The 19,641-nt window shown below is 62.9% G+C and carries 13 protein-coding genes; 8 read left to right on the forward strand and 5 right to left on the reverse strand.

Translation table 11 applies throughout. The features are described 5' to 3' along the window. Positions 1–23: 23 nt before the first annotated feature. Together acnA and NLI84_RS13700 are read right to left on the reverse strand one after the other, a co-directional pair. Positions 24–2,837, reverse strand: a complete 2,814-nt coding sequence (acnA, locus tag NLI84_RS13695) for an aconitate hydratase AcnA (protein ID WP_255991047.1) — start codon at positions 2,835–2,837, stop codon at positions 24–26. A gap of 118 nt (positions 2,838–2,955) precedes the next feature. Beyond that, positions 2,956–3,843 carry a transcriptional regulator GcvA gene (locus tag NLI84_RS13700; RefSeq protein WP_255991048.1) on the reverse strand — a complete coding sequence of 296 codons (888 nt, stop codon included), beginning with the start codon at positions 3,841–3,843 and terminating at the stop codon, positions 2,956–2,958. Between the two features lie 336 nt (positions 3,844–4,179). Between NLI84_RS13700 and acnB the strand changes: the two genes are divergently transcribed. Further along, complete coding sequence (gene acnB, locus NLI84_RS13705) at positions 4,180–6,765, forward strand: bifunctional aconitate hydratase 2/2-methylisocitrate dehydratase (RefSeq protein WP_255991049.1); 2,586 nt, start codon at positions 4,180–4,182, stop codon at positions 6,763–6,765. Between the two features lie 559 nt (positions 6,766–7,324). On the opposite strand, the gene NLI84_RS13715 is transcribed toward acnB, so the two are convergent. Continuing rightward, positions 7,325–8,317, reverse strand: a complete 993-nt coding sequence (locus NLI84_RS13715; protein ID WP_308445828.1) for a LysR family transcriptional regulator — start codon at positions 8,315–8,317, stop codon at positions 7,325–7,327. Positions 8,318–8,373: 56 nt separating this feature from the next. Between NLI84_RS13715 and NLI84_RS13720 the strand changes: the two genes are divergently transcribed. The 7 genes from NLI84_RS13720 (at position 8,374) to ggt (ending at position 16,003) form a co-directional block, all read left to right on the forward strand. Further along, positions 8,374–9,246 carry a pirin family protein gene (locus NLI84_RS13720; protein WP_255991050.1) on the forward strand — a complete coding sequence of 291 codons (873 nt, stop codon included), beginning with the start codon at positions 8,374–8,376 and terminating at the stop codon, positions 9,244–9,246. Between the two features lie 53 nt (positions 9,247–9,299). Further along, positions 9,300–9,953, forward strand: a complete 654-nt coding sequence (locus NLI84_RS13725; RefSeq protein WP_255991052.1) for a hydrolase — start codon at positions 9,300–9,302, stop codon at positions 9,951–9,953. 2 nt (positions 9,954–9,955) lie between these two features. Further along, the gene (locus tag NLI84_RS13730; protein WP_255991053.1) at positions 9,956–10,333 is read left to right on the forward strand and encodes a nuclear transport factor 2 family protein; all 378 of its coding nucleotides are present in this window, start codon (positions 9,956–9,958) and stop codon (positions 10,331–10,333) included. Between the two features lies 1 nt (position 10,334). Further along, entirely contained in the window at positions 10,335–11,510 is a 1,176-nt protein-coding gene (locus NLI84_RS13735) for an amino acid ABC transporter substrate-binding protein (RefSeq protein WP_255991054.1), read from the forward strand. Between the two features lie 911 nt (positions 11,511–12,421). Continuing rightward, positions 12,422–13,006: an ANTAR domain-containing response regulator gene (locus NLI84_RS13740; RefSeq protein WP_255991055.1), complete on the forward strand. Its 585-nt coding sequence runs from the start codon at positions 12,422–12,424 to the stop codon at positions 13,004–13,006. Positions 13,007–13,010: 4 nt separating this feature from the next. Then, positions 13,011–14,117: a CmpA/NrtA family ABC transporter substrate-binding protein gene (locus NLI84_RS13745; RefSeq protein ID WP_255991056.1), complete on the forward strand. Its 1,107-nt coding sequence runs from the start codon at positions 13,011–13,013 to the stop codon at positions 14,115–14,117. A 152-nt stretch (positions 14,118–14,269) separates the two neighbouring features. Next, positions 14,270–16,003: a gamma-glutamyltransferase gene (ggt, locus tag NLI84_RS13750; RefSeq protein ID WP_255991057.1), complete on the forward strand. Its 1,734-nt coding sequence runs from the start codon at positions 14,270–14,272 to the stop codon at positions 16,001–16,003. A 47-nt stretch (positions 16,004–16,050) separates the two neighbouring features. On the opposite strand, the gene cobA is transcribed toward ggt, so the two are convergent. Together cobA and NLI84_RS13760 are read right to left on the reverse strand one after the other, a co-directional pair. After that, the gene (cobA, locus tag NLI84_RS13755; protein WP_255991058.1) at positions 16,051–16,806 is read right to left on the reverse strand and encodes a uroporphyrinogen-III C-methyltransferase; all 756 of its coding nucleotides are present in this window, start codon (positions 16,804–16,806) and stop codon (positions 16,051–16,053) included. A gap of 11 nt (positions 16,807–16,817) precedes the next feature. Further along, positions 16,818–19,577 (reverse strand): nitrate reductase, encoded by a 2,760-nt coding sequence (locus tag NLI84_RS13760; RefSeq protein WP_255991061.1) that lies wholly within the window; start codon positions 19,575–19,577, stop codon positions 16,818–16,820. Positions 19,578–19,641 lie beyond the last annotated feature (64 nt).

Genomic DNA, 19,641 nt, shown 5'->3' on the forward strand with positions numbered 1-19,641 from the left:
CGATGTGAGGTGGACACGCATGTTCATGCCAGCAACTCCCGCAGCACGTAGGGCAGGATGCCGCCGTGCCGGTAGTACTCGACCTCGATCGGCGTATCGATGCGCGAGCGCACCGTTACATCCTGCGTGCTGCCGTCGGGGCGGTGGATGCGCAGCGTCAGATCCTGCTGCGGCCGCAAACCGGCCTCGATGCCGACGATGTCGAAGGTCTCCTCGCCCGTCAGCTTCAGGCTCTCGTGGCTATCCTTGCCCAGGAACTGCAGCGGCAGCACGCCCATGCCGACGAGGTTGGAGCGGTGGATACGCTCGAAGCTTCGGGCAATCACCGCCTTCACGCCCAGCAGCATGGTGCCCTTGGCTGCCCAGTCGCGGCTGGAACCCGTGCCGTATTCCTCGCCGGCGAACACCACGGTGGGCACACCGCGCGTCTGCCAGGTCTGGGCCGCCTCGAACACCGTGCTCTGCACGCCGTCGAGCAGCGTGTACCCGCCCTCGATGCGGCTGCCGTCCGCCTTGGGCGGCAGCATCAGGTTTTTCACCCGCACATTGGCGAAGGTGCCGCGGATCATGATGTCGTGGTTGCCACGCCGGCTGCCGTAACTGTTGAAGTCCTGCCGCGCCACGCCATGGGCGATCAGGTATTGCCCGGCTGGCGTTTTTTCACCGAAGGCCCCGGCCGGGCTGATGTGATCGGTGGTGACCGAATCGCCCAGGATCAGCAGCGCACGGGCGCCGGTGATCTGTGGCAAGGCGCCTGGGGCGTGGGCAAAGTCGTCGAAGAACGGTGGTTGGGCGATATAGGTGGAGGCTGGCCAGGAATACACGTCACCGGTCGGCGCCGGGATGGCGTTCCACAGATCGAGATCGCGGGTGAAATCGCGATAGCGCTCCCGGTAGGTGGCAGGATCGAGCGCAAATGGCAGCAGCGCGGCGATCTCGTCGGAGCTGGGCCAGATGTCGCGCAGATAGACCGGCGCGCCGTCCTTTCCGGTACCCAGCGGCTCCGTGGTCAAGTCGATATTGGCGCGGCCGGCAATGGCAAATGCGACCACCAGCGGCGGGCTCGCCAGGTAGTTGGCGCGGATGTTGGGATGGATGCGCGCCTCGAAGTTGCGATTGCCGGATAGCACGGCCGCCGCGATCACATCATGGGTGGTGATCGCTTCGTTGAGCTCTGGCGTCAGGTCGCCGGCGTTGCCGATACAGGTGGTACAGCCGTAACCGGCGAGTGCAAAGCCGAGCTCGGCGAGCGGCTGCAACAGGCCGGTCTTTTCCAGGTAATCGGTGACGACACGCGAGCCCGGCGCAAGGCTGGTCTTGATATGCGGCTTCACCGCAAGGCCGCGCGCCACGGCTTTTTTCGCCAACAGGCCCGCCGCCAGCAGTACGCCCGGGTTGGAGGTGTTGGTGCAGCTGGTGATGGCAGCGATCAGGATGTCGCCATGGCCCAGATCCACGCCCGCGTCGTGGCTGGTGGTGGCCTGGGCCGGCGTGGGGCGATTGTCCACCATCTCGCGCTCGTGCCTGGGCGCGCCGGTCGGCGTGGTTTGCTGCGTATCTTGCCGGGGCTGCTCTGCGGTGTAGCCCACCGTCACGCGCTCGCCCAGCGTTGCGGCGTTCTTGCCGAAGCCGTTTTTCGCTGGCGACGCAGAAAACAGCGCTTCGAAGTTCTTTCTCATATCCGAGAGCATGATGCGATCCTGCGGCCGCTTGGGGCCAGCGAGGCTGGGCACGATGCCATCGAGATCGAGCTTGAGCGTGCGGCTGTAGTCGATCTCGCCGGCGCGCGGTACGCCGAACAACTGCTGTGCCTTGAAGTAGGCCTCGAACAGCGTGATTTCCTCATCGGTGCGCCCGGTGCCGCGCAGGTAGGCGAGGGTCTGCTCATCGACCGGGAAAAAGCCCATGGTCGCGCCGTATTCCGGGGCCATATTGGCGATGGTGGCTCGGTCGGTGACGGTGAGGCTGGCCGTGCCCTTGCCGAAGAACTCGACGAACTGGCCGACCACATTCTCGCGGCGCAGCAGCTCGGTCACCGTCAGCACCAGGTCGGTGGCGGTCACGCCTTCGCGCAGTTTGCCAGTGAGCTCGACGCCGACTACGTCCGGCGTGAGGAAATACACCGGCTGCCCCAGCATGGCGGCCTCGGCCTCGATACCGCCGACGCCCCAGCCAACGACGCCCACACCGTTGATCATCGTGGTATGGCTGTCGGTGCCGACCAGCGTATCCGGGTAGACCACGCCATCCTTCACCTGCACGCCGCGGAACAGATATTCCAGGTTCACCTGGTGGACGATGCCGATGCCGGGCGGCACCACCTTGAAGGTATCGAACGCCTGCATACCCCATTTCATGAACTGGTAGCGCTCGCCATTGCGGGCGAATTCCAGCTCCATATTGCGGCGCAGTGCATCGGGCGTGCCGAATACATCCACCTGCACCGAATGGTCGACGACAAGATCGACCGGCACCAGCGGCTCGATCAGCGTGGGGTCGCGCCCGAGAGAGGCGGCGGTGCTGCGCATGGCGGCCAGATCCGCCAGCAGCGGCACACCGGTGAAATCCTGCAGCACCACTCGTGCCACGGTGAATGGAATCTCGTCGACCCGCGCCGCTTTGGGTTTCCAGTTGGCGAGCTGGCGCACGTGTTCTTCGGTGACCCTGATGCCATCGCAATGGCGCAATACCGATTCGAGCACCAGTCGGATCGACACTGGCAGTCGCGACACCGGTCCGACACCGGCTTTTTCCAGCGCGGGCAGGCTGTAATAGGTCAGCGGGGCTCCCGCGGGTCGGGGCAGGGTGCGTTGCACGTCTTGGGGCGACAAGGGCATACAGAAGCTCCGCGGCGGTTGCTCTGCACGGTGCGACCACGCTGTGGCGCCGAGGTTCGCATCGCCGGGCAGGTTGCGACGGATCCCGTTACCCTGGCGCCGATACGGCGCCAGTCGCTCAAGTCGCCTCGGACGCGTCTTCCAGCCACTGGCAGAAGGCGGTGATGGCCGCGTCGTTCATCGCGCTGCGTGGCGTGATCCAGCAGTAGCCGCGCACCGGTGCCACGGGCCCCGCCAATGGCGCCACCAGCCTGCCGCTATCGATCTCGGCCTGGATCATCGGTAGTGGCCCCAGCACCACACCGAGGCCATCCATCGCCGCCTGCAAGGCCAGGTAAAAATGATCGAAATGCTGGGTGGCGGCGGGTTTGAGCTCGGGCACGCCGGCCAGCGTCAGCCAGCGCTGCCACGCGGTCGGGCGGGTATCGGCATAGAGCAGCGTATGGCGGGCGAGATCGGCAGGCTCGGCAATGGGGAAGCGATCGAGCAGGGCGGGGCTGATCAGCGGCAGTTCACGCTCTTCCAAAAAGGGCTTGGTGGCGTAGCCCGGCCAATCGCCCGGCCCGCGCCGGATCGCGACATCGAACGGCGTATCGAGCCGGCTGATATCGCGGTCCGAGGTCATCAGCTTGAGTTCGATATCGGGGAAGCGCTGCTGGAATTGCGTCAACCGCGGCAGCAGCCAGTACATGGCGAGCGTCGGCGTCGAGTTGATGGTGAGCCGCCGTTGCCGGTTGGGCTGCATCAGCTGGTGGGTGGCGTTGGCGATCAGATCGAACCCATCCTGCACCTGCACCAGGTACCGCCAACCGACGTCGGTCAGCTTCACCCGCCCGCCGCTGCGCTCGAACAACTGCACGCCCAGCCATGCCTCCAGCTGCTTGATCTGCTTGCTGATCGCGCCGTGGGTGACGAACAGCTCGGCCGCGGCGGCGGAAAAGCTTTCCAGCCGCGCGGCGGCCTCGAAGGCGCGCAAGGCATTGAGCGGGGGCAGGGACTGGCTCATGGTGAATCCAGGTCAAGGCGGGGTGGAAATGGTGGAGCAGGGGGCGTTGGCGGTTCCGGCATGAGAAGGTTTATTGAGAGCCGTTCTCAGCTGCCGCCGGTCTCGCTTTCACTGAGTATGGTTGTGATTTTAACTCACACCCGCTGTGGCGTTTACTCGTTTGTGCTCGCCCTGCCATGCGCGTAACCTTCCGCTCCGAAGCAAGCCTCGCCGTTTGTGCCGCGCGCATGAGCGTTGCGTTGGCTCCGCGTAAAATCATGTCCGGCCAGGCCGGACGCATACGGCACCTTGCCGTTTAACCAGTTCCACGCAAACCTCCACGCAAAAGGTTGACCCATGCTTGAAGCCTATCGCCAGCACGTAGCCGAACGTGCCGCCCTCGGAATCCCGCCGCTGCCGCTGACCGCGCAACAAGTGGCCGACCTGGTCACCCTGCTGCAGAACCCGCCTGCTGGCGAGGAAGCGTTCCTGGTCGATCTGATCACCCACCGCGTACCGCCGGGCGTGGACGATGCCGCCAAGGTGAAGGCTGCATTCCTCGCTGCCGTGGCTGCTGGCAAGGATTCCTGTGCACTGATCAGCCGCACCAAGGCGGTGGAACTCTTGGGCACCATGCTCGGCGGCTTCAACATCAAGCCGATGATTGATCTGTTGGGTGATGCCGAAGTTGGCGCCGTGGCTGCCGAAGGCCTGAAGAAAACCCTGCTGATGTTCGACTACTTCCATGACGTGAAGGAACTGGCGGACGCCGGCAACGCCAACGCCCGCGGCGTGATCCAGAGCTGGGCCGATGCCGAGTGGTTCACCAGCCGCCCGGAAGTGCCGCAATCGGTCACGCTGACCGTGTTCAAGGTCACCGGCGAAACCAATACCGATGACCTGTCGCCGGCGCCGGATGCCTGGTCGCGCCCGGATATCCCGCTGCACGCGCTGGCCATGCTGAAGAACGCCCGTCCCGGCATCACGCCGGAAGAAGACGGCAAGCGCGGCCCGATCCAGTTCATCCAGGATCTGGCGAAGAAGGGCAACCTGATCGCCTACGTCGGTGACGTGGTCGGTACCGGTTCCTCGCGCAAGTCGGCGACCAACTCGGTGCTGTGGTGGACAGGTGACGACATCCCGTTCGTGCCGAACAAGCGCTTTGGCGGCTATTGCCTCGGCGGCAAGATCGCTCCGATCTTCTTCAACACCCAGGAAGACTCCGGCGCGCTGCCGATCGAAGTCGATGTCTCCAAGCTGGACATGGGTGATGTGATCGAACTGCGCCCGTACGAAGGCAAGGTCATCAAGAACGGCGAAACCGTCGCCGAGTTCAAGGTCAAGTCCGACGTGCTGTTCGACGAAGTGCGCGCCGGTGGCCGTATCAACCTGATCATCGGCCGTGGCCTCACCGCCAAGGCGCGTGAATCGCTGGGCCTGCCGGCCTCGACGCTGTTCCGCCTACCGCAGGCACCAGCTGTTTCGACCAAGGGCTTCACGCAAGCCCAAAAGATGGTCGGCCGCGCCGTCGGCCTACCGGAAGGCCAGGGCGTGCGTCCGGGCACCTATTGCGAGCCCCGCATGACCTCGGTGGGCTCGCAAGACACCACCGGCCCGATGACCCGCGACGAGCTGAAGGATCTGGCTTGCCTGGGCTTCTCGGCCGATCTTGTGATGCAATCGTTCTGCCACACTGCTGCATATCCTAAGCCGGTGGACGTGAAGACTCACCACGAACTGCCGGAGTTCATCCGCAACCGTGGCGGCGTGTCGCTGCGTCCGGGTGATGGCGTGATCCACAGCTGGCTCAACCGCATGCTGCTGCCCGATACCGTCGGCACCGGCGGCGACAGCCACACCCGTTTCCCAATCGGTATCTCGTTCCCGGCCGGTTCCGGCCTGGTGGCCTTCGGCGCCGCCACCGGCGTGATGCCGCTCGATATGCCCGAATCGGTGCTGGTGCGTTTCAAGGGCGAACTGCAGCCGGGCATCACCTTGCGTGACCTCGTGAACGCCATTCCGCTTTACGCCATCAAGGCAGGTCTGTTGACCGTGGCCAAGGCTGGCAAGAAGAACATCTTCTCGGGCCGTATCCTGGAAATCGAAGGCCTGCCGAAGCTGAAGGTCGAGCAAGCGTTCGAACTGACCGATGCGTCTGCAGAGCGTTCGGCCGCCGGTTGCTCGGTGCGCCTGGATAAGGAGCCGATCATCGAGTACCTGAACTCGAACATCGTGCTGCTCAAGTCCATGATCACCAATGGCTACGGCGATGCCAAGACCCTGGCTCGCCGTATCAAGGCCATGGAAGCCTGGCTCGCCAACCCGAACCTGCTCGAGCCGGATGCCGACGCCGAATACGCGGCCGTGATCGAAATCGATCTGGCCGACGTGAAGGAGCCCATCCTGGCCTGCCCGAACGATCCGGACGATGTGAAGGTGCTGTCCGAAGTGGCCGGCACCCACATCGACGAGGTGTTCATCGGTTCGTGCATGACCAACATCGGGCACTTCCGTGCGGCCGGCAAGCTGCTGGAAGGCAAGCGCGACATCCCGGTCAAGCTGTGGATCGCTCCGCCGACCAAGATGGATGCGCAGCAACTGACCGAAGAAGGCTACTACGGCACCTTCGGCACGGCAGGCGCGCGCACCGAAATGCCGGGCTGCTCGCTGTGCATGGGCAACCAGGCGCAGGTGCGTGAAGGCGCGACCGTGGTCTCGACCTCGACCCGCAACTTCCCGAACCGCCTGGGCAAGAACACCAATGTGTTCCTGTCCTCGGCCGAGCTCGCCGCGATTGCCTCGCGCCTGGGCCGTATCCCGACCGTAGCCGAATACATGTCCGACATCGGTGTGATCAACGAGAAGGGCGCGGAAGTGTATCGCTACCTCAACTTCAACCAGATCGAGAGCTACCAGGCCGAAGCCGAGAAGGCTACGGTCTGATTAGATCGAACTGCGCATGACAAAAAACCCGCCTGATGGCGGGTTTTTTGTTTCACGATGACTCCATTCCGGTACTTTTCTGGACTACGCCAATGCTAGATACATAAGGTTTATCAATGACTTAGGTGAGTTAAAGATATGCCGGTGTTTTCCGAAGCTTGACCCGCTTGCCTCCGCTCGACTCCTATGCGGCTCTTGGAAACCGGGGCTTCCGAGGAGTCATCATGGCAAAGATCAAGCTCACCAAGTCCGCAGTCGATGCGGCGCAACCGCAGGCCAAGGATGTCGAGCTACGGGATACCGTAGTTCCCGGATTCCTGTGCAAGATCACCCCGACGGGCCGCAAGGTGTTCACTTTTGTACCGCGCGAACGCCGGACCGCCTCGCTAGCCCGCCTTGGGGTTGTTCGGGGAACTGACCGTCGAACAAGCCTGCGCCATGGCGCAGGACTGGCTGGCCGAGGTGCGCCGGGGCGGCGAATATCGCCACGCCGTGTTTCCAGGTGCTGTTCTATTGGTGATTGCGATTGCGGCGCTCGTTTCACGGCCATGAGCCGGAATCAGATTCGACGAATACCTTCCTGAGCATGCTCATCCAAGAAGTCGAGGAAGCATCTCACGGACGACATCATTCCTCGCCGTGATGGGAAAACCGCATGAAGTATGTCCGGCAGCGGAGCCCAATCAGGCAGAACTATTACTAACTGACCGTTATCCAGTTCTTGCCGGCACAAATACTCAGGCAGGACGCCCATCCCAACACCGGAAAGGATCGCGTGCTTTAAAGTAAGAAAGTCGTCTGCAGCAAAACAGGGCCGATGTAGTACCTCAGTTGTTCGATTATCTGGCCTTACCAGACGCCAGACTGCACGTCCATCCGTAGCAGACATCGCGACGCTCGGAATACCCTTCAGATTTTCCGGTGAGTGTGGTCGGCCTACGCGGGTTAAAAGCTCCGGGCTAGCCATTAGTTGAGTGCGTACCACTCCAAATTGCTTAACGACTAAGCCTCCGCTGTCCTCAAGCGAGGGCCGGACCCTAAGCGCTAGGTCGAGCCCGTCTTGAATAGGGTCAAATACCCTGTTGCTCACGAACATCTCTATATTGACCTTTGGATAGCGTCGCATGAAGTCTGGCAAGATGGGCCGGAGCGTGATTTGCGAAAGACTAACCGGGCACGACATTCTGATTGTCCCGCACGGCTCGGTGCGTGCGATGGCTATAGCATCCTCCGCAGACTGCGCTTGCGTTCTTAGAGCGGCACAATATTGGTAATAGATCTCACCGATCTGCGTGAGCGATAACCTGCGTGTGGTGCGGTGTAAAAGGCGGACACCCAGAGCAGATTCCAAGTCAGCTACTCTCCTTGAGAGCGTGGACGTGGGAATCCCCAAGTCACGAGCCGTAGCGGAGAAGCTGCCGTGATCCACCACTTGAGCGAAGTAGAGCATGTCATTCAGATCTTGCATGACTTTATTATTCCATATTTGGGACGATGACGACCATTTTTTGCGGCTAATCAACTGATTGAGCTGATGCAAGAATTGAGTCATGAGGCTGCGCGTGCCTAGCGCCGTTTCGTCACATTCAATCTAGCTAGGGGCAGGCCATGCGACTCCGCATCATCGAAGGTATTCCAAAGACAGATCGCGTCGATGAACGTCGGGTGTCGCTGTGCGCCGCAGGTACTCGCCATGACGCCATCACGCGACTGATGAGCCCAGGCGACGTGGGGCAAGTTGTCAAACCCTTCGTGTTTCTTGATGACTTCGCCATTCCTGCGGGTACAAGTTCTGTGTTCAGTATGTACCCCCACACTGGCATCGCTAGGTTGACCTATATATTGACCGGCAGTGTTTGGATCAATGACACAGTCGGCACTACGGCAGTAGTAAATGCTGGCGATATTGAATGGATGCGAGCTTCTGGCGGTGCTTTGCATGAGTCGGCCATGAGAGGCGACTCACCGCTTACGGGATTAAAACTATGGCTGGCTATGCCACCTAATTTGGAAAGCGCTGCACCGGAAACCTGCCATATCGCTGCGCAAGCTGTGCCGCGCGTCGGCCCTGCTAGCGTCCTGCTAGGCAAGTACCAAGGAGCCAGAGGGCCGATTTCCCACGATGAGGGTATCAATTACCTAAGCGTCGAACTGGAGGCGCAATCCTCTTGGGAATATGTTCCGCCCGTGGGCCATTCGGTTTCCTGGGACTATGTGTACCGCGGGCGACTGAAAACGGCGGGTGACTTGATTGAGCGGAAATTGGCGGTTTTCAAGAGTGGCGAAGCACCGATTCTATTTACCGCAGACGAATACGCGGGATTCGTACTCGGATCAGCGGTGGCCCACGATCATGAATTTATGATGGGGCCATACTCTGTTCATACATCTCAAGCCGCCATTTCCAACGAATTTCAAGAAATCAACCGTATTGGCTCGACTTTGAAATTGCGCCAAGCCGGGGCTTCGCCCCAAGTTTGATGCTGAATCAAACGAACAACTTAATCCACCAACCCCAAAAAAAGGAGAAACACATGAGCAAGACCGGACTTCAAGGACTTCTTCGCCCCGAAGACAGTATCCTCGTGCTGATCGATCATCAGCCGTACCAGTTCACTAATCTGAACAGTCACGAGCCATCGATGATCGTCAACAACGTCATCGGCCTAGCCAAGACCGCGAAGGTCTTCAACGTGCCAACGATCCTGACGACAGTGATCGAAGGGCGCGGCGGCTACATCATCAAGGGTTTGCAGGACGTCTTTCCGGACCAGAAGCCGATCGACCGTACCTTCATCAACACCTGGGAAGACCCGAAGGTCACCGACATCGTGAAGAAAAGCGGACGCAAGCAGCTCGTACTGGCCGCGCTCTACACCGAGATCTGCTTGGCCATGCCAGCGATCCAGGCCCTTGGCGAGGGGTACGACGTCTTCATCGTCACCGACGCTTCGGGCGGCGTCTCGCTGGAGGCTCACGACATGGCCGTACGTCGCATGGTCCAGGCCGGTGCCGTGCCGATCACCTGGATGGCAGTGTTGGGCGAATGGCAGCGTGACTGGGCGCGCGAGGAGACCGCCGGCGGCGTTGCGAGTGTCGTCCTCGAACATGGCGGTGCGAGTGGCGTCGCCTTGGCTTGGGAACTGCAACTTCTCGCTGGTCGTGCCGGCGCAGGCGCGGGAGTGTAACGATGCTCGCCGACCTCATCGACTATGACGGCCTAATGCAGGCCAACCTTCAGCGTGTGTTCGGCGAACACGATGCGGCTCGGCGTATCGAAGCAATACATGAACTGTACGCGGAAGATGCCGTGCTTAACGAGCCGCATGCCTCCTTCAAAGGTCATGTGGCAATTAATGAGGCCGTTACTGCGTTACTCGCGAGTCTGCCACCTAGCTTTGTTTTTGGCGCATTGGGTCCAGCGATAGGCCACCACGGTATTGGTCGCTTGAAGTGGAGTTCTGGTCCACCTGATGGTCCCGTAGCCGTGACAGGAATGGATATCGCGCATTTTGAGAACGAGCGTATCCATTCCTTGTTTGTTTTTCTTGATCCTGCTGGAGCCTGATATGGCCACGGTGCAAGCTCCAGTTCGCATCGGCTATTGCCTGTCATTAACAGGCCCTGTTGCGGGCAATACGCAGTCAGCTCGACTTGCCCACGACATTTGGCGGGAAGACATCAATCGCCGAGGCGGGTTGCTCGGGCGGCCGGTTGAACTCATTTGCTACGACGATAGGGCGGATGCGTCACTCGTTCCTGGCATCTATAAGCGGCTAATGGATGAAGACAAGGTCGACTTGGTCATCGGCGGCTATGGGACCAACACCTTGTTGCCTGCGATGCCATTGATCATGGAGCGGCAGCGCTTCTTCGTTGGTCTGATGGGCCTGGGCGTCAACAACGCATTCGCCTATCCGAACTACTTCGCCATGATCCCAACCGGACCGGACCCGAATGCCGCGCTCACTGAGGGATTCTTTGAACTTGCGGTTGCACAGACGCCTCGTCCTTTGACTGTGGCGCTGGTCTCGGCGGACGCAGAATTTTCGCGGAACCCCATACGTGGCGCCAAGGCTAATGCTGAAAAGTACGGCTTTCAGATCGTTCATGAGAGCACTTATCCGTTAACGACTGAAAACTTCAGGCCGGTCATTGATGCCGCCGCAAACAGTGGGTGCGAGCTGCTTTTTCTATGCTCCTATCTCAATGACTCGATTGGCATCGTGCGTGCGCTTGATGCGCACACTTTCCGACCAAAGATGGTTGGCGGCGCCATGATTGGGCCTCAAAACACGGCCGTTAAAACTGCACTTGGTCCGCTGCTCAACGGATTCGTGAACTACGAATATTGGCAGCCGGTCCCGAAGATGATGTTTCCTGGGGTTCAGCGGTTCTTGAGCGTTTATCAGGATCGAGCGGAGAAATTTGGCGTTGATGCTTTGGGCCACTACGTGGCACCTCTCGCATATGCCCAGCTGCAGGTGATTGAGCACGCAGTCAATGCGACCGGCGGATTCGACGATGCCCGTCTTTCGGAACATGCGCGAAGCGCGACCTTCGATACGGTTATGGGACTGGTCAGATTCGGTGTGAAGGGCGAATGGGCAGAGCAACGGGTTTTGCAAGTCCAGTTCCAAGGAATAGTTGGTCATGAAGCCAGTCAATTCCAGAATGGTTCCAGGCAAGTAGTGGTGTCGCCGCCAAACTTCGCCTCTGGAGCACTTGGATTTCCCTATAAGTAGGCAGGTGTTTTTGTCAACGGGGCGACGTCACCCCGTCTTGAATAGCATTTCGCTTTAGAGTCTGGGCCCCGATATTACCGGGGCGGTCTCAAGAACCAAGTGCAACACCCTGATAAGGTGTCGCCATGGTCACGCACTACCATCATCTCTGCCCCGAAGAACGCGCCTGCATCATGCAGATGAGCGCCCAGGGACATAGCTGTCCAGTCCCGGGCGATTGACTATGCGTTTAACAAATAAATCCGGGCGCCGGGTTTGCCAATCTTTCATCGCCTGCAGCGGCGTACGTTGTTGCAACGCCAGCTGGGAAAATGCTGGTTGTACAGCCAGACGTAGGGACTGGACAGGGAGCCGGTCCCGCACGTTAGCGTTGGGCGTCACGCCCGTTGTCTTCTTGACCCGAACAGTTGCTGGGGCCCGCGAGCCGGATTGGCAAGGTGGGGTGACTGACATGATAGATGATGCATGCGTGGGAATCGATGCCGCCAAGGCCTGGCTGGATGTCGGCGTGCTGCCTGACGGCACGGCGCAACGGCTGGCCCACGACGCTGCGGGAATCGCCGGCCTGTGCACGCGGTTGCAGGCACGGCCGCAACAACGCCAGTCTGCGGTGCTTGCAATACATGCAGCCATACCAGGCCAGCTGCCCGATTCCGCTTGGCACACGCTGTGCTTGCCAAATAGGGATCCAGGCCGGAGCTGATTGCTGCGCGCTGGCGTGAGGGAGGTGCTTGATCCACTCCGACGGTGGAGCCGCACGATGCCGGGGAGGGGCCGGTGCCGATTGGCCTGAAAACTCGCCAGAATTGTCTGCGGTTGTGCGAGGCAGGGCTGTGGCATCGAAGCCATAGGGTGTCTGCGTTATTGCTGCGGATGTTGCGCTGCGGGATAAAGCCTGAAACAGTCGTTTGATGTCCACCATGTTGCGCATCCTGCTCGTTACCGATACCGCCAAGCCGATAGGGCAGCTCAGTGCTGCGCTGACGGCGGCCGGCTTCGCGGTGATCGCCGAGGCACCCGGCGCGCGGGCACTCGCGCAGCTGGTGGAGCGGCGGCGGCCCGACGTGGTCATCGTCGATACCGAATCGCCATCGCGCGACACGCTGGAACAGCTGGCCGTGATGAATATCGCCGCGCCGCGCCCGGTGGTGATGTTCTCCGACAGTGCCGACCCTGCCACCGTGCGCGCCGCGGTTGCGGCCGGAGTGACCGCCTATGTAGTTGAAGGCGTGGCGCCGGAGAAGCTTGCCGCGGTGATCGCCGTGGCGCAGGCACGCTTCGACGAGGATCACCGCTTGCGCGAGAAGCTCGCCGACGCCGAGCAAAAACTGGCCGAGCGCAAGCTGATCGACAAGGCCAAGGGCCTGCTGATGGACAAGCGCGGCCTCACCGAGGCCGAGGCTTTTGAAACGCTGCGCCGCCAGGCGATGAACCGGGGCATGAAGCTGGCCGAGGTGGCGCGCCAGCTGATCGCGATGGCGGACTTGCTGGGATGAGACGATGACCCTGGAAAAATCTGCACTGACGCTAGGCTATATGCCGCTCACCGATTGCGCTCCGCTGGTGGTGGCCCAGCGCATGGGTATGGCCGAGGCGCGTGGACTCACGCTACGCCTGGCTTGCCAGCCTTCGTGGGCCACGCTGCGCGATCGCTTGCTTGCGGGCGAGCTCGATGCAGCGCATGCGCTCTATGGTTTGCCGTATGGCGTGCAGCTGGGCCTGGGCGGCCCGCGCCACGAGATGGCAGTGCTGATGACGCTGAACCAGAACGGGCAGGGCATCGCGCTGGCACAGGGCATGCACGGTAGCGTGCAAAGCGGCGACGGCCTGCGGCGCGCCATCGTGGCCGCCACCCGCAGGCTGACGCTGGCGCACACTTTTCCCACCGGCACCCACGCGATGTGGCTCTATTACTGGTTGGCCGCGCACCGCATCCATCCCTTGCGTGATGTGAACACGGAGGTGGTACCGCCGCCGGACATGGTAGGCGCCTTGGCACGCGGCGAACTGGACGGCTTTTGCGCCGGTGAGCCCTGGCCGGCCGCGGTGGAGCAGGCGCAAAGCGGCTATACGCTGGTCTCCAGTGCCGAAATCTGGCCCGATCACCCGGAGAAGGTGCTCGCCACCACGCGTGCCTTCGCCGACACCCATCCGCAGACCACGATCGCCTTGACCGCCGCGCTGATCGAGGCCTGCCGCTGGCTCGATCATCCCGCCCAACGCGAACAGGCCGTGCCCTGGATCGCCGAAGCGATCGGCGTGCCCGAGCAGCTGATCGCGCCGCGCCTGATCGAAGGCCACGGCCGGGGCGGCCGCTCGCATGCGGCGCGCTTCTACGGCCGTGGCGGCGAGGTGTGCTACCCGTGGCTGTCGGACGGCATGTGGTTCCTCACCCAGTACCGCCGCTGGGGCCTGCTTGATCACGACCCGGATTATCTGGAAGTCGCCGAAGCGGTGAACCGGCTCGATCTTTATCACGAGGCGGCGCGCCTTGCCGATGTCGATCTGCCGGCCACACCGTTGCGGCGCAGCGTGCTGATCGACGGCAGGCTATGGGATGGCAGTGATCCCCAAGCCTATGCCGCTTCGTTCGCGATCAGGGCTTAGAACCTGAACCGGTCGTAGGCCCTGACTGGGCGGTTTTCAAGCCCAACGTACCCTTAGGGGTAAGCCCGGATTAAGCCTGTTGCACGCCTTGTTAGCATCGTCGCCACTGACTGGCGGGCATGTCGATCCGCCGGCGCATGCTGGAGCGAACGATGAGAAGCAAGGCATTGTTGGGTACGGTATTGCTGATGGCGGCATTCGCCGCCTGGGCCAAGCAGCCGGTGGCGACCGGCAACGGCGGGGCGGTGGCGACGATTTCGGACGAGGCAAGCCAGGCGGCGCTGGCCATCCTCAACGCTGGCGGCAACGCGGTCGACGCCGCCGTGGCCGCCGCGGCGGTGCTGGGCGTGACCGATCCGTTCAGCTGTGGCGTCGGCGGCGGTGGCTTCATGCTGATCTATTCGGTCAAGGACAAGCGCGTGATCGCGCTCGATCATCGGGAAACTGCCCCCGCATATTTCAGCCCGACCGTGTTCCAGGTCGATGGCAAGGAGTTGGAGTGGGATGACGCGGTGCCCACAGGGCTATCGGTCGGCGTGCCGGGCACGGTGCGCGGCTGGCACGATGCGCTGTCGCGCTATGGCACGATGAGCTTCTCGCAGGTGCTCAAACCCGCGATCCGGGTGGCGGAGCAGGGCTTTGCGGTGAGCGAGAACTTCAACCGCATCAATGCACTGAACGAGGCCAAGTTCGGCCGCTTCACGTCTACCTCGCAGCTCTACCTAAAGGACCGCAAGGCCTTGGCAACGGGCAGTCGTTTCCGTAACCCCGATCTCGCCAACACCTACAAGCTGTTGGCCCAAGGCGGGGTGAAGGCGTTTTATGAAGGCGCACTGGCGCGCGATATCGTGCGCGCGGTGAACCAGCCGCCAGCGGCGCCCGGCGTGAAGGTGCTCTCCGCGCAGATGACGCTGAACGATCTCAAGGACTATGAGGCCCGCTTGCGCCAGCCGATCGAATCGACCTATCGCGGCTACGCGTTCTACGGCATGCCCATGCCTTCCAGCGGCGGCATCGCCATTGCCGAAGCGCTGAACATCCTGGAGAACTTCGATCTCAAAGCGCTGCCGCGCGCCCAGGCCGAGCACCTGTACCTGGAAGCGTCGCGGCTCGTGTTTGCCGATCGCAATGCCTATGTGGCCGACGGCGAGTTTCTCGACGTGCCCAAGGCCGGACTGCTGTCCAAGGATTACGCCAAGGAGCGCGCCAAGCTGATCGACCCCAAGGCCACGCAGGGCAAGCGTAGCGCCGGCGATCCATACCCGTTCCAGAACGATCTGTCGGTGCCGCTACGCCCGCAGGCCAAGCTGATGGCGGAGCCGGCGCACACCACCCACCTGACGGTGTCGGATCGCGAAGGTAATGTGGTGGCCTACACCTTCACCATCGAGGACTGGGTTGGCAGCGGCATCGTGGTGCCGGGGCGCGGCTTCCTGCTCAACAACGAGATGACAGACTTCGAGTTCAGCGCCCCGCATCCCAACGTACCCGAGGCCGGCAAGCGCCCGCGCTCGTCGATGAGCCCGACCATAGTCTTCAAGGATGGCAAGCCGGCCTTCACCGTCGGCTCGCCGGGCGGCTCGACCATCATCACCACGGTGCTGCAGACGGTCGTCAACCATGTCGATCTGGGCATGAGCCTGGCCGATGCGCTCGCCGCACCACGGCTCAGCCAGCGCAACGGCGACAAGACCCAGGTGGAGAAGCTCTTGAACTTCGTCGGCAGCGCAGAGGCCAAGGCACTGGAGGCCTACGGCCACCAGTGGAACGAAACCGACCAGATCGGCGCGGCCAATGGCATCCGCTTCAACGACGACGGCACGGTCACGGCGGTATCGGAGCCGCTGCGCCACGGCGGCGGCAGCGCGCTGGTGCAGAAGCAGTAGCAATCTTCGTCGTGGGCAACAGCCCGGCTTGCCGGGCTGTTTTCGTTTCAGGCAGCCAGCCGCTCGGCTGCAAGACCCGCTTCGCCGATGGCGTTGCCGACCAGGATGACGGCAGGACTGGCAAGGCGCAGTGCCTGCGCGGTGGCGGCGAGCTCGGCCAGCGTGCTCACCAGCCGGCGCTCGCGCGGCGTGCTCGCCCATTCGACGATGGCGGCTGGCGTGGTGGCGGGCAGGGTGGCGAGCAGCCCTTCAGTCACGCTGCCGATGCGGCCCATGCCCATATAGATCACCAGCGTGGTACCGGTGGCGGCGAGCAGCGCCCAATCGGGCTCGCCGTGATCCTGCGTGTGCGCGGTAACGAAAGTGACGCCCTGGCAATGCTCGCGATGGGTCAGCGATACGCCGAGGCTCGCTGCGGCGGCCAGACCCGAGCTGATGCCGTTGACGATCTCGACCACGACTCCTGCTGCTTCCAGCGAGCGGATTTCCTCGCCGGCGCGACCAAACAGCAGCACCTCTCCCCCCTTGGCGCGCACCACATGGCAGCCGGCGCGGGCGTAGCGCCGCATCAGCCGTTCGATAAACGCCTGTGGCGTGGACTTGCAGCCACCGCGCTTGCCGACATGGATCACGCGCGCCTGCGGCGCCAGCGTGACGAGCTCGGGGTTCGCCAGATCGTCGAGCAGCAACACGTCGGCGCTGGCGAGTGCGCGCACCGCCTTCAGCGTCAACAATTCCAGATCGCCCGGCCCCGCGCCGAGTAGCGTGACCTTGCCGGATTTCATCGATCCATACTCTGGCATTTGCAATTTCCTCAGGCTGCGACGGGCTGGCTGGCCAGTCGCTTCAATTCCGGCACGCACGAGCCGCAGACGGTGCCACAGCCCAGTTGCGCCTTGAGGCCGTCGACATCGCAGCCTTGCGCCACCAGCGCGGCAATCTGCGAGGCCTTCACCTGCTTGCAGTTGCAGATCACGCGATCGCGCACGGTGGCGGGTCGCGGAGCGAATGCGGCAAGGCGAGAGCCTTGCCAGGCTTCGCCATCGAGCAGACGTCCGAGCAGCGCGTCACCGCCAGCGGTGTCGCCAGCGAAGACGAAGCCCGCCAGCGTGTTATCCAAGGGATTCCAGGCCACGCGCTTCAGTAGGCCGCGCCGCGCATCGTGGTAATCGAGCACGTGCTCGCCCGGCTCCAGCGCGAGGGTGGCGAACAGCCGGGCCAGCCAGTCGGGCTGCGCCGTGGCACAGGCGGCGCGCAGCACCAGTGTGTCCTGCCCCTGCAGGCTGAGCGCGGCGTAATCGCACTCGGCCAGCAAGGGTTGCACGGCACCGCGCAGCGCCAGTACATCGGCGGCGCGGCAGGCCGCCAGCACGCGCCAGGGCAGCTCCGCCCGCTCGATGCGCACGGCGGCGTGCTTGAGCTCGGGCTGAAAGGATTTGGCATCGACGGCCTTGCTGCTGGCGTGATTGATGCCGCCGCTGTTCAGAAACTGGCCATTCCAGTGCATGGCGGCGAACACGCTGCCGCTCTGCACATCGTCTGCGATGGCGAGCGGCAGCACCAGATCACCGCGCTTGCTCGCCACACGCACCAGTTCGCCCGCCTTGAAGCCGCGCCGCTCGGCATCCTGCGGATGCATGGTCAGGCTGGGCTCGGGCGCGTGGGCAAACAGCTGCGGCACCCGGCCGGAGCGGCTCATGCCGTGCCATTGATCGCGCAGCCGGCCGGTCAGCAGGTGGAAGGGGTAGCGGGCATTGGTCGGCTCGGCAACGGGCAGGTAGCGGGTGACATGAAACCGCGCGCGGCCATCGGCGGTGGCGTAGTGGCCATCGGTGTAGCGCCGTGCCTGGCCGCCGCTTGCGCCTTCGGGCCGTGGCCATTGCTGGGGGCCCAGCGCTTCCAGACTATCGTAATCGAGCCCGCCGATATCGAGATCGCGGCCGACGGTGAGTGCGCGATGTTCGTTGAAGATGGATTCCGGCCCAGCAAAGTTGAATAGCCGAGGCAGGTTCAGCATTCCCACCGTCACGGAAGGGGGGCCGGGGGGGATTTCGTTGGCGGACTGGTTGACCAAGCGTGCCTCGATCCGCTTGGCCACCTCGGTCGCGATCCACCAATCCGGCCTTGCCTCGCCGGGCGTAGGCACTGCGGCGCGCACGCACGAGATGCGGCGTTCGGAATTGGTGACCGTGCCTTCCTTCTCGCCCCAGGTCGCTGCCGGCAGCAGCACGTCGGCATAGGGCACGGTGTCGGTTTCGGTGTAGGCCTCTTGCACCACGACGAACTCGGCGGCGGAGAGCGCCTCGTGCACCGGGCCAAGATCGGGCAGTGAGTGGGCTGGGTTGGTACAGGCGATCCAGATGGCCTTGATCTTGCCCTCGCGCAGCGCCTCGAACATCGCCACCGCCGGCAGGCCAGGCTGCGGCGACAGGTGCGCAGCGGGCACGCCCCACAGGGCTGCCACTTCGGCGCGGTGCTCAGGGTTCTGGATGTCGCGGTGCGCCGCCAGCATGGTGGCCATGCCGCCCACTTCGCGCCCACCCATGGCGTTGGGCTGACCGGTGAGCGAGAACGGCCCGGCGCCGGGCTTGCCGATCTGGCCGGTGGCCAGATGCAGGTTGATGAGCGCGAGGTTCTTGTCGGTGCCGTGTGCGGACTGGTTCAGCCCCATGCAATAGAGCGACAGGCTGCTGCCCTTGTTAAGGCCGCCTTGCCCGAACCACTGAGCCGCCTGGATCAGGTCGGCCTCGAGGATGCCGCACAGCTCGGCGGCGAACTTGGGCGTGTAGTCGCGCACCAGCGCCTTGAGTTCGGCGAAGCCCGAGGTGTGGCTGGCGATGTGGTCGGCGTCGATCAGGCCTTCCCAGATCAGGTGGTGCAGCATGCCGTTAAAGAGGGCCACATCGGTGCCGGGCTGGATCTGCAGATGCAGATCGGCCATCGCGGCGGTGTCGGTGCGGCGCGGGTCGATTACGATCCAGCGCGTGGCGGGCCGTGTGGCCTTGGCGGCCTCCAGCCGGCGGAACAGCACCGGATGCGCATAGGCCATATTGCTGCCGGCAAACAGCACGCAATCGGCGTGTTCCAGATCCTCGTAACACGTCGGTGGGCCGTCGGCGCCCAGCGCCAGCTTGTAGGCGGTCACGGCGCTGCTCATGCACAGCCGCGAGTTGGTATCGATGTTGTTGGTGCCGATCAGACCCTTGGCCAGCTTGTTGAAGACGTAGTAGTCCTCGGTCAGGAGCTGGCCGGAGATATAGAAGGCGACCGCATCAGGCCCGTGGCGCTCGATGATGTCGGCAAAGCGCTCGGCAACGGTGTCGAGCGCCGTGTTCCAGTCGACACGCTGACGCGCCGCATCACGCGTCAGGCGCATTTCCGGGTGCAGCGCGCGGCCGGTGAGGCTGGCAGCAGTGGCCGGCAACGTCATGCCCTTGGTGCACAGCCGGCCGAAGTTGGCCGGATGCGCCGGATCGCCCGATATGCCGGTGATGCGGCCGGCCTCACTCTCGATCAGCACGCCGCAGCCCACACCGCAGTAGCAGCAGGTCGAGCGGGTTATCGTTTTCGTCATGTCGAGTACTCCATTTGGATCGACAGGAGCCGTAGCGAGCGCTTCGAGAACAAGGCGCCCGGCG

Source organism: Chitinolyticbacter albus, assembly GCF_024437655.1.
In the GTDB taxonomy this organism is placed as follows: Bacteria; Pseudomonadota; Gammaproteobacteria; order Burkholderiales; family Chitinibacteraceae; genus Chitinolyticbacter; species Chitinolyticbacter albus.

Bases quoted from the DNA above. Each gene is read 5' to 3' on its own strand.
- NLI84_RS13700 (WP_255991048.1), bottom strand. From the start codon at position 3,843: ATGAGCCAGTCCCTGCCCCCGCTCAATGCCTTGCGCGCCTTCGAGGCC.
- NLI84_RS13760 (WP_255991061.1), bottom strand. From the start codon at position 19,577: ATGACGAAAACGATAACCCGCTCGACCTGCTGCTACTGCGGTGTGGGC.
- acnA (WP_255991047.1), bottom strand. From the start codon at position 2,837: ATGCCCTTGTCGCCCCAAGACGTGCAACGCACCCTGCCCCGACCCGCG.
- NLI84_RS13720 (WP_255991050.1), top strand. From the start codon at position 8,374: ATGCGACTCCGCATCATCGAAGGTATTCCAAAGACAGATCGCGTCGAT.
- NLI84_RS13740 (WP_255991055.1), top strand. From the start codon at position 12,422: ATGTCCACCATGTTGCGCATCCTGCTCGTTACCGATACCGCCAAGCCG.
- NLI84_RS13715 (WP_308445828.1), bottom strand. From the start codon at position 8,317: ATGACTCAATTCTTGCATCAGCTCAATCAGTTGATTAGCCGCAAAAAA.
- acnB (WP_255991049.1), top strand. From the start codon at position 4,180: ATGCTTGAAGCCTATCGCCAGCACGTAGCCGAACGTGCCGCCCTCGGA.
- cobA (WP_255991058.1), bottom strand. From the start codon at position 16,806: ATGCCAGAGTATGGATCGATGAAATCCGGCAAGGTCACGCTACTCGGC.
- NLI84_RS13730 (WP_255991053.1), top strand. From the start codon at position 9,956: ATGCTCGCCGACCTCATCGACTATGACGGCCTAATGCAGGCCAACCTT.
- ggt (WP_255991057.1), top strand. From the start codon at position 14,270: ATGAGAAGCAAGGCATTGTTGGGTACGGTATTGCTGATGGCGGCATTC.
- NLI84_RS13725 (WP_255991052.1), top strand. From the start codon at position 9,300: ATGAGCAAGACCGGACTTCAAGGACTTCTTCGCCCCGAAGACAGTATC.
- NLI84_RS13745 (WP_255991056.1), top strand. From the start codon at position 13,011: ATGACCCTGGAAAAATCTGCACTGACGCTAGGCTATATGCCGCTCACC.
- NLI84_RS13735 (WP_255991054.1), top strand. From the start codon at position 10,335: ATGGCCACGGTGCAAGCTCCAGTTCGCATCGGCTATTGCCTGTCATTA.